General features: G+C 39.4%; 13 protein-coding genes. 10 read left to right on the forward strand and 3 right to left on the reverse strand.

Features of this window, described 5'->3' with window-relative positions:
* The first annotated feature begins 98 nt into the window (after positions 1 to 98).
* From PSH48_RS01420 to PSH48_RS01435, 4 genes are all read left to right on the forward strand, one after another.
* Complete coding sequence (locus PSH48_RS01420) at positions 99 to 653, forward strand: elongation factor P hydroxylase (protein ID WP_055253038.1); 555 nt, start codon at positions 99 to 101, stop codon at positions 651 to 653.
* Complete coding sequence (locus PSH48_RS01425; RefSeq protein ID WP_055253039.1) at positions 643 to 1,773, forward strand: ATP-NAD kinase family protein; 1,131 nt, start codon at positions 643 to 645, stop codon at positions 1,771 to 1,773. The genes PSH48_RS01420 and PSH48_RS01425 overlap by 11 nt, the downstream gene beginning before the upstream one ends.
* 4 nt (positions 1,774 to 1,777) lie before the next feature.
* On the forward strand, positions 1,778 to 2,053 hold the full coding sequence (locus PSH48_RS01430; protein WP_004587288.1) for a YfcL family protein: 276 nt from the start codon (positions 1,778 to 1,780) through the stop codon (positions 2,051 to 2,053).
* Positions 2,054 to 2,204: 151 nt separating this feature from the next.
* The gene (locus PSH48_RS01435; RefSeq protein WP_273610767.1) at positions 2,205 to 3,761 is read left to right on the forward strand and encodes an AbgT family transporter; all 1,557 of its coding nucleotides are present in this window, start codon (positions 2,205 to 2,207) and stop codon (positions 3,759 to 3,761) included.
* 80 nt (positions 3,762 to 3,841) lie between these two features.
* On the opposite strand, the gene PSH48_RS01440 is transcribed toward PSH48_RS01435, so the two are convergent.
* The 3 genes from PSH48_RS01440 to PSH48_RS01450 all read right to left on the reverse strand — a co-directional run bounded on the left by PSH48_RS01440 (position 3,842) and on the right by PSH48_RS01450 (position 6,808).
* Entirely contained in the window at positions 3,842 to 4,432 is a 591-nt protein-coding gene (locus PSH48_RS01440; RefSeq protein WP_273610768.1) for a hypothetical protein, read from the reverse strand.
* A 132-nt stretch (positions 4,433 to 4,564) separates the two neighbouring features.
* Positions 4,565 to 6,382, reverse strand: coding sequence for a DEAD/DEAH box helicase (locus PSH48_RS01445; protein ID WP_004587284.1), 1,818 nt, complete (start codon positions 6,380 to 6,382; stop codon positions 4,565 to 4,567).
* A gap of 162 nt (positions 6,383 to 6,544) precedes the next feature.
* On the reverse strand, positions 6,545 to 6,808 hold the full coding sequence (locus PSH48_RS01450; RefSeq protein WP_004587283.1) for a GrxA family glutaredoxin: 264 nt from the start codon (positions 6,806 to 6,808) through the stop codon (positions 6,545 to 6,547).
* Positions 6,809 to 7,072: 264 nt separating this feature from the next.
* Between PSH48_RS01450 and PSH48_RS01455 the strand changes: the two genes are divergently transcribed.
* The 6 genes from PSH48_RS01455 to PSH48_RS01480 all read left to right on the forward strand — a co-directional run bounded on the left by PSH48_RS01455 (position 7,073) and on the right by PSH48_RS01480 (position 13,948).
* Positions 7,073 to 8,101, forward strand: coding sequence for a response regulator (locus PSH48_RS01455; RefSeq protein ID WP_273610769.1), 1,029 nt, complete (start codon positions 7,073 to 7,075; stop codon positions 8,099 to 8,101).
* A gap of 21 nt (positions 8,102 to 8,122) precedes the next feature.
* A complete protein-coding gene (locus PSH48_RS01460; RefSeq protein WP_024031899.1) occupies positions 8,123 to 8,719 on the forward strand; it encodes a cysteine hydrolase in 597 nt (198 codons plus the stop codon).
* Entirely contained in the window at positions 8,712 to 11,531 is a 2,820-nt protein-coding gene (locus tag PSH48_RS01465; protein ID WP_273610770.1) for a PAS domain-containing protein, read from the forward strand. Before PSH48_RS01460 ends, PSH48_RS01465 begins: the two co-directional genes overlap by 8 nt.
* Positions 11,532 to 12,069: 538 nt before the next feature.
* Positions 12,070 to 12,360, forward strand: a complete 291-nt coding sequence (locus PSH48_RS01470; RefSeq protein ID WP_024033795.1) for a hypothetical protein — start codon at positions 12,070 to 12,072, stop codon at positions 12,358 to 12,360.
* Positions 12,361 to 12,658: 298 nt separating this feature from the next.
* Positions 12,659 to 13,480 carry a putative bifunctional diguanylate cyclase/phosphodiesterase gene (locus tag PSH48_RS01475; RefSeq protein ID WP_223230600.1) on the forward strand — a complete coding sequence of 274 codons (822 nt, stop codon included), beginning with the start codon at positions 12,659 to 12,661 and terminating at the stop codon, positions 13,478 to 13,480.
* A 96-nt stretch (positions 13,481 to 13,576) separates the two neighbouring features.
* Positions 13,577 to 13,948 carry an Hpt domain-containing protein gene (locus PSH48_RS01480; RefSeq protein WP_138577442.1) on the forward strand — a complete coding sequence of 124 codons (372 nt, stop codon included), beginning with the start codon at positions 13,577 to 13,579 and terminating at the stop codon, positions 13,946 to 13,948.
* The last annotated feature ends 9 nt before the right edge of the window (positions 13,949 to 13,957 follow it).

Here is a 13,957-nt window from a genome sequence, read left to right on the forward strand (position 1 = left end):
GCTCATCACTTTTACTTTAAAGGTAAAAGCCCGTACAATTCGTCTCGTTTTTAGTGCGCTAATTTTGCGCTGTAACCGAGACGAATTAATCAGTTTTTATGCATCATATAGCCGATCTTATATCTATTTTCGATAGTGTTTTTTATCAAAGCCATAACACTCGCTTAGTAAAAGGCGATGATGAGCCTGTTTATCTACCTGCCAATAATACCCATGGTTTTAATCAAATTGTATTTGCACACGGCTTTTACGCCAGTGCCCTACATGAAATAGCGCATTGGTTAGTGGCTGGCAATAAACGCAGAGAGCTTGAAGATTATGGGTATTGGTACTGCCCAGATGGGCGAGATAAACACCAGCAAGCTGAATTTGAAAACGTAGAAATAAAACCACAAGCCATAGAGTGGCTGCTCAGCACCGCTGCTGGCTTTGATTTTAATGTGTCGGTAGATAACTTGAACGGCGAGCAAACTTGTCGGTTTGATTTTCAGGCGCGAGTACACCAGCAAGTATTAATGTTATTAGAGCAGGGGGTTAACGCACGTACCCATGCATTATTAAAAGCGTTAAGTGATTTTTATAAAACACCGTGGCCGTTAACCGCTCAGCAATTTAATTGGCACCACCCTCAGGAGTTACAAAATGCAGTTTAAGTTAGGCTTAATTATTAACCCTGTTGCAGGACTTGGTGGCAGCGTTGCTTTAAAAGGCAGTGATGGCGAAAACACTGCTGCAAAGGCAATTGAGCTGGGTGCGCAAGCCAAAGCTAACAGCCGCACACAGGCAGCCCTAGAAGTACTTGTACCCTATAAAGAGCAGTTAACAATTTATACTGTAAATGGCGAGATGGGCGAAAAAGCAGCACGCGCACTAGGCTTCAATGTTGAAGTAATTTATACCGCCAATACCGTAACAAGCGCCGATGATACAGAGGCTAGCGCTAAACTACTTAAAAATTTAGGCGTAGATTTAGTCCTGTTTGCTGGTGGCGATGGTACTGCGCGCAATATTTGTCATGCCATAGAAGATACCGTACCAGTGCTGGGTATACCTGCTGGCTGTAAAATCCACTCTGGCGTATATGCAATTACACCTAAAGCAGCAGGGCGCGTAGTAGAAATGCTAGTAAAAGGCGAGCTAGTTACACTTGCAGATGCCGATGTAATGGATATTGACGAAGAGGCGTTTAGGCTAGGCACCGTAAAAGCTAAGCGCTACGGAGAAATGCAAATACCAAGCGAAGTACGTTATGTACAAGCGGTTAAAAATGGTGGTAAAGAAACAGACGAATTAGTACTTGCCGACATTGCAGCGCATGTGGTGAGCGAAATGGATGAAGACACCTATTACATTATGGGTAGTGGCTCAACTGTTGAAGCGATAATGCAAGAAATGGGGCTAGATAATACTCTATTAGGCGTAGATTTAATTAAAGATCAAACCCTAGTTGCGCAAGACTTAACTGCTAAACAGCTACTTGAGTACACGCACGGGCAAGCTACTCAATTAGTTATTACATTAATAGGCGGGCAAGGCCATATTTTTGGTCGAGGGAATCAGCAGCTAAGCCCGGAGCTTATTCGCACCATTGGCAAAGAAAACATTATTGTGGTGGCAACTAAAACCAAATTACACGCGTTGAACGGGCGTCCACTTATTTGTGACACCGGCGACAGCGCTTTAGATGATGAATTAACAGGTTACATTAAAGTAACCACCGGCTATAACGACCATATTATGTATGCTGTCGGTTATGAAAACCAGGAGAAGTAACACAATGAGTTTAGTGAATTATATTGATGCTGCGCAGCAATACTTTGATGATTTAGTAATTAAAGCAACAGATGATGAGCTGTTCGCTGGTGGTTACTTGCGCGGACATTACGACCTTGCAGTAGGCTATGCAGAAGTAGAAGAGCTGACAATCTCTATTGATGAGCTCAACGAAACCGTGGAGCAAAGCTTAGTAAAAGCATACCGTAATGGCGAGCTAAACGAAGAAGATAAAACCTTGGTTGTTAGGCTTTGGGAAGAGGTGAAAGCCCTCGCTTAACCAATGTTTAGTTCACAATTATAAAAACGCGGCGACGATAACGAAGCCGCGTTTTTTTATGCTCTATTTGTGCCCATAATAGATTTATTAGTTAATTTACTGTTACACATTAATAGTATATTGTTACTTAAACCTATTTTGGGAGCTTTAAATGAACAATAATAATCAAGCTGCGGTACCTACAGGGTTAATCGCGCGTTTTTTAAACTTTGTGGAGCGAGTTGGTAACAAACTTCCCGATCCGGCGATTATTTTCTTATTCGCTATGTTACTTATTTGGTTGTGCTCGTGGTTACTGTCGGGGGTGAGCTTTGACGCGTTAGACCCACGGACAGGCCAAGCCATTGTTGTAAATAACCTATTAGAGGGCGACTCACTTGCCACATTCTTATCTACCATGGTAAAAACTTTTACAGGCTTTGCACCGCTAGGGGTGGTACTGGTTGCCATGTTAGGTGTGGGAGTGGCTGAGCACTCAGGTTATATCAATACAGGCCTTAAGCTAATGCTTAAAGTTACCCCAAGGCAACTGCTAACCCCTTCAGTCATTTTGGTAGCTATTGTAAGCCATACAGCAACCGATGCTGGCTACGTATTAGTGATCCCATTAGCGGGTGTAATTTTCTTTGCCGCAGGGCGACACCCATTAGCGGGTATTGCAGCCGCATTTGCTGGTGTGAGTGGTGGATTTGGCGCTAACTTTATCCCATCAGGAATAGACCCATTACTGCAAAGCTTTACCCAAAGTGCAGCGCAAATTATTAACCCCGATATGTCGATTAACCCCCTTAATAACTGGGCGTTCACTTCTGCCTCGAGTTTATTTATTGTGTTATTAGGCTGGTATATCACTGACAAAATAATAGAGCCTCGGTTAAAAAACACAGCACTTAATGAAGACACCCAAAACTTACCCGCGTTTGATGAAGCTAAAAGTGATGAAAAACGCGCTTTTTTTATAGCCAGTAGCGTAATGATTGCAGGACTTGCTTTACTTGCGTTTGTATCCGCTCCTGCCGATTCAGCAATGCGCAGTGCCGATGGCTCACTGACTAATTTTAGATCGCCCCTGATGCAATCTATCGTGCCTTTAATCTTTTTATTATTTTGGATACCCGGTGCCGTGTATGGTTTTACCGTTGGTACCTTTAAAACCTCAAAAGATATGATAGATGCGATGAGTACCGCGATGAGTGGCATGGCCTATTACATTGTAATGGCGTTCTTTTGTGCGTTATTTATTGCTGCGTTTTCTAAGTCTAACTTAGGGGCATTAATGGCCATTGAAGGGGCGCAGCTTTTAAAAGCAATGGAGTTACCCAGCGCCGTAACGGTTGTGGGTATTATATTTTTAACCGGCTTCGTAAACTTGTTCGTTGGTTCAAGCTCAGCAAAATGGGCATTACTAGGGCCTATTTTTGTACCAATGTTAATGCAACTAGGTATATCACCCGATTTAACCCAAGCGGCTTACAGAATCGGAGACTCTAGCTCAAACATAATTACGCCACTTATGCCGTATTTCCCATTGGTTGTGGTGTACTGCCAAAAGTACGTAAAAGATACCGGTATAGGCACGCTCATCGCGCTTATGATCCCTTACTCAATCGCGTTTATGATTGGCTGGAGTATTTTCTTGCTAGGGTATTGGGCACTCGGTATTCCGTTAGGGTTAGATGCGAGTTACGTTTATCCGGCGTTACCTTAACTTAAACCTTAATTTATGAACCTCACTCACTTGAGTGAGGTTTTTATATAAAATTGCTGCAATGTAAAAAGTAGTGTTAATTACCTTTCTAATTCTCTCACTATATAGCCAAACAAACTGGCCTCACCAACAATATACACATAATCGTTTTTGTTATTCATTATTGTAGATTTATCGTCGTACCATCTAAAATCGTGCGTTGTGTTAGTTGTAGGGTCTTTAAAGTATAAACGAGTACAACTATCTTCATAATCAGACCCACATTCTTGTACATCAGTGAGGATATATTCCTTATACCAATAATCGCCTTGCGTGTAGTAAGCCCATAACTCAATGGGGGCAGAGAGTAAAAAATAGAGAGTTGCATAGATTAACAAAGGGAGTAATGGGTAGATGAAGATTAATGATAACTTCATTTTTGTATCTGAAAAGCTATCTTTAAGGTGCTCTCTATAGTCACTGCAACGTCTATATTTTTTGATTACAAGTACATGGAGATAGATAAATGATGCCCCGCAAAAAATAGGAAGCGCTATATAAAAAATAGCCTCATAAATTTTATTTTCGATAAATGGCGGGTCGGTAAAATCCATTAACATAAGCATGGCAATGCTCAGTATTGGAAAGCTTATTATTGCTGCAAAGAGCAAGTTGTCATTATATTTTTTCAATTTTAATTCATCCGTGAATTATAGTTTTTTCTTAGTTTACAGAATTTTTATTTTTTACAAAAGCAGTGGCTTTAAAACAAAAAAACCTTGGCACTTTCGTGGCAAGGTTTTTTATAACGTAAGCTATAAAGCTTAGTTAGATGTGAAGCTCACAGGGCGACGTTCTTTACGAGGACCGCCACGCTTATCACCGCGTTGGTTGTCTTTGTTAAAGCTACGCTTTTTATCACCACTTGGGCGCTCAGCGCGTTCACCACGTGGCTCAGCTGGGCCTTGATCTTGTGTTAGTGTCATACCCATTGGGCGTTTACAAATAAACACTTTTTGGAAGTGATCAAGTACATCTTTAGGCATGTTTTGCGGTAATTGTACCGTACTGTGACTGTCGTGTAGACGAATGTCACCAATAAACTTGCTTGAGATATCAGCTTCGTTAGCAATCGCGCCAACAATGTTTTTAACCTGTACACCGTGCTCACGACCCACTTCGATACGGTAAGTATCCATAGGGCCTGCATCGCGGCTGTTACGCTCGCGAGGTTTACGCTCAGGGCGGTCACCACGTTCGTTACGACGACGGTCATTACGATCGCCACGCTCGTTACGTGTATTACGCTCGTTGCGAGGTTGAATCTTAACTTCTTCAACTTTAATTGGCGATTGTTGCTGTGCTAAACACAGTAATGCACCCGCTAGGTCTTCTAAAGATAAGTCTAGTTTTTGTGCCATGCTAGCAGCAACTTCATTGAAGAACGTAATGTCTTTGTTTTCAAGAGCAAGCGTAAGCTTTTCTTTTAACGCATTAATTCGTTTTTCTTCAACTACTTTAGCTGTAGGTAGCTCAACTTGTGCAATTTCAGACTTAGTATGACGAATGATATTTTTAAGTAAATAACGTTCGTTATGCTTAACAAATAAAATTGCTTTACCAGTACGTCCAGCACGACCTGTACGGCCGATACGGTGAACGTAGGCTTCTGAGTCTTGTGGAATATCGTAGTTGATAACTAAGCTTAAACGGTCTACATCAAGACCACGTGCTGCTACGTCTGTTGCAATAACAACGTTTAGCATACCGCTTTTTAAGCGATCTACCGTGCGCTCACGTGCTTGCTGGTTCATGTCACCATTAAGTGGCGCAGCAGAGAAACCTTCGCGCTCTAGTAACTCAGCAAGTTGCACTGTGTCGTTACGTGTACGTACGAAAACAATAGCACCTTCGTATTGCTCTGCTTCTAAGAAACGAACAATGGCTTTGTTTTTATGTACGTGTGCATTCCAAAACACTTGCTCAACAGATGATACAGTTGAGTTACGCGCAGAAATATGAACCTGTTCAGGGTTATTCATATATTTGCTGCTGATGTTTTGAATTTGCTTAGGCATGGTCGCAGAGAAAAGACATGTTTGCTTCTCGCGCGGTGTTTTTTCCATGATGTTTTCAACATCATCGATAAAGCCCATACGTAACATTTCATCGGCTTCATCAAGTACAAGTGCTTGTAAAGCATCAAACTTGATAGTGCCACGGTTTATGTGATCGATTAATCGACCCGGAGTAGCAACAATAATTTGTGCGCCACGACGAAGTGCGCTTAATTGAATGCTGTAGCTTTGGCCACCGTACAGTGCTAATACTTCAACACCACGAGTACCTTTTGCATATTGTTCAAATGCCTCAGCAACTTGGATCGCAAGCTCACGTGTAGGTGTGAGTACAAGGATCTGTGGCTGTTTCACAGACGGGTCAATATTGTTTAGTAACGGCAGTGCAAATGCTGCAGTTTTACCTGTACCCGTTTGTGCTAGTCCCAGTACGTCCTTTCTTTCTAGCAATAACGGTATACATTGAGCTTGGATTTCAGATGGTGTCTTGTAACCCAACTCTTCAACTGCCTTTAAAATTGCAGGAGAAAGATTTAGAGATTCAAACGTGACTGGTTCTGACATTAATACGCCTCAACGAATTTAAAGAGGCGCGCATTGTATAGGAAATACGAGGCAATTGCTTGTATAAATTACAACTAATTTGTATGTGGTTGATGTTGGTCGAAATTTAACCAGTTTAAATTTTTGATTTTTTAAACTGGTTAACAAGCTATATACAAAGCGTTATTTATATAGGCCTAGATTTTCTTTTGCGTAAGCTTCAAATTCAGTAAATCCACCAATGTGGGTTTGATCTACAAAAATTTGTGGCACAGTTGGGCATGGTTTTCCTGCAGACTTTTCTAAATCCGCTTTGCTAATGCCTTCTTTGATAATATCGATGTAACGAAACTTAAAATCATCACGCTCATTTGATAGTTGTTCGGCAACGTCTTTAGCACGTACACAAAATGGGCAGCCTTCGCGGCCAAAAATTACTGTAAGCATAATACTCTCCTCAATTTAGTTGGGTTCATATTAAACGATTAATTAATAATTTAAAGCGCAAAAAATCGATTGGTTAATTCTGTTTTACTGTTAACTCGCTTAATTACTCATTTGCCATGCATTTTGAATTGCAATTTGCAAAAGCGCATTTATGCAAAGGATGTGTAATTTTTAAATCTAATGAATTCATCGTATTAGTAAAGACGCTGCAAGTGGCATGTAAATTGATATTTAACTACAGAGCCATTCTTATTAGGAACGATGATGAGTAATAACAGTCATGTTTTAGAAATTATTCAAGGGGTAATTGCCCGCTTTTGCAAAGCAGACAACACAAATGTGGCAATTACACTCATCAACAAATTACAGTGTAATTATATTTGTTTACAGGTGTCTCCTGAGCAAATGATTATCCAGTGTGAAGCGTTTATTTTGCCTTCGCTAAAAGCCGCTAAAAGCCATTTTTTGCTAACAGTAGAGGCCAATTTACAGGGCATTAATTTAAATTACTGGGTAGATTCGAATCCTGAAATGCACACCATTGATATACACGGTTTACTTGCAACCCGTGAGCCAATTTCAGCGGTAGATACAAACAAAGAGTTTATTAGCGCAGCCAATAATAAAGACGACTTAGAGCAAAGCATTCATTACCTAGTTAATTTTAGTGCGCAAAACTATGGTTTAAAACTCGCCGACAGCAACCACACCAACGCTTTAAAAATTGAAGATGCGCGTCACCTATCTGCAGAGCAACTTGTGAGTGATTTTTTAAATAATGGGGCGTCTCAGAGTATTAAAATTTGCGCATTTGATGCGCTCAGTGAGCTGCAAAGCCATCACGCTATTTCTCAACCTGTATTGGCGTGGCCGTTTTTTGATACTGACTTAGTAAATGCGGTTAATAATTTAAATACCCACAGCAAATTATCTGTATTGGTTGCTGATGACAGCTTGCCAAGCCAAGTTGCGACCAAAGTCATGCTTGAAATGCTTGGCTGCGCAGTAACCTGTGCAGAAAATGGCTCAAGTGCCTTACTTATTGCCCAGCAAGAACCTTTCGATTTACTGCTGTTAGATGAGCGTATGCCAGGTATGTTTGGCAGTGATGTGGCTCAGCAGCTCATTAAACAAAACACCCCAAACGATAACACGCCAAAAGTTATTTTAACGGGCATTACTGAGGAGCAACAAATTGCTCAGTTATTCGAAAAAGGGGTGACGCACTACCTTCAAAAACCGGTAACAAAAGCTGTATTAGAAGAGTTTATTAAGCCTTGGCAAGCTGCCTAAAGGCCCGTTTAGGAGGACGCTATGAACGATTTATCAAAAACAGCTTTGCTGCTCATTGGTTTTCAAAATGATTACTTTTCGCCTGATGGCATTTTATACCAAGTGGTTGAAGAGTCATCAAGAGTAACCGGCGTGGTAAATAACACGTTAGCGCTGCTTGACAAATACATAGATAAATTTGCATTAGTGCTCAGTACGCCTATTCACTTTACACAAGATTATAGCGAGCTTAAAAACCCAATTGGTATATTAAAAGTGATTGCCGAAGTAGGGGCTTTTAAAGCCGACTCTTATGGTGCTCAAGGCATTAAAGAATTTGATAAATATGGCAAACGTATTATGCAAATACCCGGTAAACGCGGGTTAAATGCGTTTACTCATACAGAGCTTGCAAATGTGCTTAATAAAAATGGCATCAATAACATTGTTTTAGCAGGCACGGTGACCTCTATTTGCATTGACTCTACGGCGCGTTCAGCGGTAGAGCTTGGCTTTAATGTGACGGTACTTAATGACTGTACATCAAGCAGAACGCCGTTTGAGCAATCATTTTACTGTGAAGAGGTTTTTCCGCTTTATGCCAAGGTGTGCAGCCATACAGAATTAGTAAATGAATGAGGCGCATATGGAAGAAAAAGACGAGCTACAAGTACAAGTTCATTACGCGCTAATAGAGCAGCTTTCTGCAAATACCCGCAGGCAAACTAAGTTACTTGCCTTACTTGATGAATGTGTATTTGAATGTGATAAACATTTAGTGTTTAGCTACGTGAACGAAGCATGGCTTAATAAGTTGGGTTTTACGCCGGCCATGCTAATAGGTAAAAAAATCACATCGCTGTTAGAGACCAAAGACTCGTTAAAGCTGTCAGCGTATATTGAGTCTATTTTTGAAGGCGTTTTTAGTGCCAGTATAGAGCTGCAAGTAAAAAATAATGACGGCCTTACTAACTGGTTTGAAATGCGCTTGGCCTGCGACGATAGCGGCGGGTTTATTGGCTCGTTACACGACATTCAACGACATAAAGACTACCAATACTTACTCACCCAGCAACAAGAGTACGCTAAGCGACTTTCTTTAGTGGCAAGCCACACCAATAATTTAGTTATAATTACCGACCGATTTGGCAAAATAGAATGGGTTAATAAAAGCTTTGAAACGCTTACTAGTTATAAATGTGAAGAAGTCATCGGGCTTAGCCCCGGTAAACTGTTGCAAGGGCCTAAAACAAGCCTAGAGTCGCGCCAGTTAATGGCTAAAGCGATTAAAAATGCCGAGCCTTTTCAAATAGAAACCGTTAATTATGATAAAAATAAAAACGAATACTGGGTTGCTATTGATGCTACCCCTGTAAAAGATGATGACGGTAATGTTAAGCATTTTATAGCCATAGAAACCAACATTACCCAGCGTGTAAAAGCTGAACAAGCCATGGCAGAAATAGAATATAACTACCACTCTGTGGTCGATAACATCCCTGATATTGTATTGAGGTTAGATGCGCAGGGCGGGTTATTGTTTATGAACAAAGCATGGCAAGATTTTTTCCAAACAGACATAAATAAACACCTTGGTTTACCCGTTGCTAATTTTGTAATGAGCGAGGATGTGGAAAAGCTAAACACAGCTCTTACAGGTTACAGTAGTGGCAATCGAGAAGTTAAACGTTTAGATATTAGGTTAACCAACGCGCTTAATGAGCCAAATTGGGTTGAAATGACCCTCACACCCATTACCTCATTTAATGGCACACACTTAACGTCTATAGCGGCGACCGTGGTTGATATTCAAGAACGTGTGATAGCTGAACAAATACTCTTAGATGCTAAGCATCAGGCTGAATCGTTGGCTGAGTCTAAAAGTCGCTTTATGGCCAATATAAGCCATGAAATACGCACACCTTTAAATGCAGTGATTGGCTGTGCAGATATCTTACACGACACTGGGCTTACAACAGATCAAAAACGTTACACCCAAATGATTAAAACAAGTTCAGATGCATTATTGAGTATTTTAGATGACGTGCTGACCTACTCACGCTTTGAAGCGCAAGCAATCTCAATAGATAATCAGCCATTTAGCCTCGATATTTGCTTAGAAGAGGCTATTGATATTGTAAGTGAAAGCGCCGTGCAAAAAGGCCTCGAACTTATTTTTGATCTGCACCCTGATGTTCCTGCGCAGGTGGTGGGCGATCATGGTCGTATTAGGCAAATTGCAATAAATTTACTCTCCAATGCCATTAAGTTTACTCAAAAGGGTTCACTTATAGTGACAGCACAGTGTGTTGAGTTTGAAAATAATAAATTTACCCTGCAGCTTAGCTTTAAAGATACAGGAATAGGGATTGCGCAAAACAAGCTCGAGAGTATGTTTAAGCCGTTTATACAATCGGATAACTCTATCACTCGGGAATATGGCGGAAGTGGCTTAGGCTTAGCCATATGTAAGCAAATATGTGATGCTGCAGGGGGCAGTATTACGGTTAACTCGCAGTTTGGTAAAGGGAGTGAGTTTATTGTGAATTACCCTTTATTAATAGATACAAGCGAGCAGGTGCAAAGAGAAGGCTTTTCTGCCAGAACTAAAAAGCCCTATGTGTGTGTGATAAGTAAAAACTTGCCATTAAACAAGGCGATAGAGCATATGCTTACTCGCCATTCGATAGATTTTTCACGCCTTGAAAACATCGAAAAGCTAGACTGTATCGATACGCCCGACGCTATTGTTACCACTAATAAAGCCGATTTAGACGCAGCGCAACAATTTTTAAAAAGTTATAAGAGCCTAAATAAACCGTGTTTATTACTCATAGACCTACTGGGTAAAAACCAAAAAACAGAGGCGCCGAGCTCTGGTATGTTGATGTTTAATGGGCCTTTTAAGCCTTCGCATTTGCCCAGAGCGATTGCTGCGCTTGAGGAAGAGCTTTTTCATCTTGATATTATTTTTACTAATAAAAAAGAAACCACACTAAACACAGCCACTATTAATGCTCAGCCATTTAAAGGTACGCACGTACTCGTGGTTGAAGACAATAAAAATAACCAAATTGTGATTCAGCAATTTTTAGAGCAGCAAGGGTGCTTAGTTAAAATAGCCAGTAATGGGCAAGAGGCGATTGAAAAAGTTAAAACGCAAACAATAGATTTAATATTTATGGATATTCAGATGCCAATTTTAGACGGTATTTCTGCCACTAAAAAAATCAGAGAGTTAGCTATTGTCACCCCTATTATAGCGTTAACAGCGAATGCGATTCATGGTGATAAAGAGCGTTTTATTAAAGCAGGAATGAATGACTATTTAGCTAAACCAATTATTAGCGAAAAACTCAATTTGCTCTTAAATCAATACTTACCAAAACTTAATGACGCTAAACACTCTAAGTTAGAGCGCATTAACGAAATTTGGTCATTATTAAAGTAACAAGCAATGCAACCGTGCTTTTAGGTAAATAGTTATAGATGGCCTTAAGGTATTTGTGATTAAAGTTTTTAGTTGTTAAGTAAATAAACATAAATAGTGGGTTTAGCAAAAATTTAACCTCAAAAGGTTAAAATTGACTGTTTTCTCAAAAAAGCGGTGGCGATTGAGTATTGCGTAGTCAATTACTTTTACTGCCTAAAAAGCCTTAATGTATTAAAAAATTATTAAATAGCACTAAAATACTAGTTCTTTTTGATTTTAAATTTTTTTCGGGTTGGTTCTTAATGATTATTTTTAAATTGGTTTGCATTTTGCAAATCAAAATGAAATTGAATCTCATAATGCAAATATCCGCTCAGCTATTTTTTATTCTCCCTATCAAAGTAATTCATTTACCCATTGATTTATAAAGACTTAAATTTTTTATCATCATTAAATTTATTATGGCATGGCTTTCGCAATATAAACACCAAGTAGAGCGAAGTTATCATTGATATAAATTTGCTAAGTAGTTAAATAAATTTTAAGGGTGTCCATTATGCAAACTAATACTAAAGTTAAACAGCAACCAAAAAAAATGTCTTTTGTTCTTACTCCAGAGTTAATGGTGCTGTCTATTATTATTGTTGCAGCTGTTATTGTTGGTGCAACAGCACTGCGAGGCACCGTTACTATTGAACCTGTTAATAAAGGTAATACCGAGATGTTCACCAATAAGTTTAGTAATAGTGATTTAGATAATGCCACTATTGAAAGCAACACATTAAACTACGCTCAAAACATAGATGAGCAATCTGCCCAATCAGGCACACAAGGTTTAAACAACTAAACAATACTTCTCCTTTAGTATTTATTTCGGCTGACTCTAAGCAATTAGGTCAGCCTTTTTATTTTTAAAGCCACTTTATACCCAAACCATCGCTTACTCCTGCTCCCACTTTAAATCAGCTTGCGTGTCAGTGTGATTTGCAAAATGCAAATATACCTATCAATAATTTTAGACTAACAGTCCGCTTTTAACTAATTGAATTTTATGTGTTTATTTTTTATTTTGACGGGTCGTTTTGGTCTGCAATTTGCAATTTATGTAACAAGCTTACGGTGAGCCCTTATTTGTGGAGAAATTTATGAATGCTTTTAAAAGTTTAGAGCCTATCAATACGGTCAACATTGCACGCTGGCATGAACTTGAGCAAATTATGGCTCATGCAATGAAAAACCATTGTTTTAATATGGTGTACCAGCCGCTTGTATCTTTAACAAGTGGGCAATTAGTTGGCTTTGAATCATTAGTGCGCTGCGAATCTTCACGCTATGGTGTTGTTGGCCCAGATGAATTTATTCCGCATGTAGAACAGTCAGGTATGATTTTAGATTTAGGTGATTGGATTTTTAAGCAAACCCTAAGCGATTTAAGCCAAATGAGAAAAATAGGTATGAATGATATAACTATTTCATTGAATATTTCGCCGGTACAAATTATTGAAGGGGATGTGTTTTCTAAAGTAATGAGCTTACTTGATAAGTATAAAATAGACCCCGCAGCCATAAAAGTAGAATTAACAGAAACAGCATTAATAAAAAGTCCGCAGCGGATTGCTAAAACATTTGAGCATTTTCATAAAGAAGGGGTAAAAATTTGGCTAGACGATTTTGGAACGGGCTATGCCTCTTTAGGCCTTTTAAGGCAGTTTAATATTGATGGGCTAAAAATAGATCGCAGCTTTATAAGTGGCATTACAACGAACAATGAAGACTTTACCCTGTGTAGCGCAATTATTGCTATGGCGCAAAGACTCGGCTTAGAAACCATTGCTGAGGGGATTGAACAGCGCGAACAATTACAAATATTAGAGCAGCTAGGGTGTGATGTAGCACAAGGTTACTTACTCGGAAGACCAAGCAGTTTAGCTAATAATACGGCGACATGGGTAAAAATGTACACTTAACTTAATGTTTAGATTTGCAAAATGCGAAAAACGACTTACTCTAAAAGTATAAAACGTATAAAAGCTTCGTATCACAATAATAAATAAAGGCCTAATATGCCAATACCTGAAGAATATATTGATAACACCATCACTCAAGCTCATGTGCTAGCGCAATTAGAGCAAGATGTTGGATCACTCACTTTAGTAAGGCTGGTAAACTTATTTATTAATGAATTAGAAGAAATGCGAGTTCGTCTTAAAAATGCAATTGATGAGCAAGATGAAGATAATATTAAAGATATAATGCACGTACTTAAAAATTCTGCGGCGCTATATGGCGCATTAACTTTGGCAGCCCTTGCCAGTCAATTACATGATTACCCCCCTGTTACCATTGAAGAAAATATTCACGCTGCTCAGATCGTTCAACATAATCTAGAAAAAACCCACGCTGCATACCAAGTTATTGCTAATAATATTACCTAAAAGGCTCTG

The organism is Pseudoalteromonas sp. Angola-4, from assembly GCF_028599265.1.
GTDB lineage: Bacteria > Pseudomonadota > Gammaproteobacteria > Enterobacterales > Alteromonadaceae > Pseudoalteromonas > Pseudoalteromonas atlantica.

Bases quoted from the DNA above. Each gene is read 5' to 3' on its own strand.
- PSH48_RS01460 (WP_024031899.1), top strand. From the start codon at position 8,123: ATGAACGATTTATCAAAAACAGCTTTGCTGCTCATTGGTTTTCAAAAT.
- PSH48_RS01445 (WP_004587284.1), bottom strand. From the start codon at position 6,382: ATGTCAGAACCAGTCACGTTTGAATCTCTAAATCTTTCTCCTGCAATT.
- PSH48_RS01470 (WP_024033795.1), top strand. From the start codon at position 12,070: ATGCAAACTAATACTAAAGTTAAACAGCAACCAAAAAAAATGTCTTTT.
- PSH48_RS01475 (WP_223230600.1), top strand. From the start codon at position 12,659: ATGAATGCTTTTAAAAGTTTAGAGCCTATCAATACGGTCAACATTGCA.
- PSH48_RS01430 (WP_004587288.1), top strand. From the start codon at position 1,778: ATGAGTTTAGTGAATTATATTGATGCTGCGCAGCAATACTTTGATGAT.
- PSH48_RS01425 (WP_055253039.1), top strand. From the start codon at position 643: ATGCAGTTTAAGTTAGGCTTAATTATTAACCCTGTTGCAGGACTTGGT.
- PSH48_RS01450 (WP_004587283.1), bottom strand. From the start codon at position 6,808: ATGCTTACAGTAATTTTTGGCCGCGAAGGCTGCCCATTTTGTGTACGT.
- PSH48_RS01455 (WP_273610769.1), top strand. From the start codon at position 7,073: ATGAGTAATAACAGTCATGTTTTAGAAATTATTCAAGGGGTAATTGCC.
- PSH48_RS01435 (WP_273610767.1), top strand. From the start codon at position 2,205: ATGAACAATAATAATCAAGCTGCGGTACCTACAGGGTTAATCGCGCGT.
- PSH48_RS01465 (WP_273610770.1), top strand. From the start codon at position 8,712: ATGAATGAGGCGCATATGGAAGAAAAAGACGAGCTACAAGTACAAGTT.
- PSH48_RS01420 (WP_055253038.1), top strand. From the start codon at position 99: ATGCATCATATAGCCGATCTTATATCTATTTTCGATAGTGTTTTTTAT.
- PSH48_RS01480 (WP_138577442.1), top strand. From the start codon at position 13,577: ATGCCAATACCTGAAGAATATATTGATAACACCATCACTCAAGCTCAT.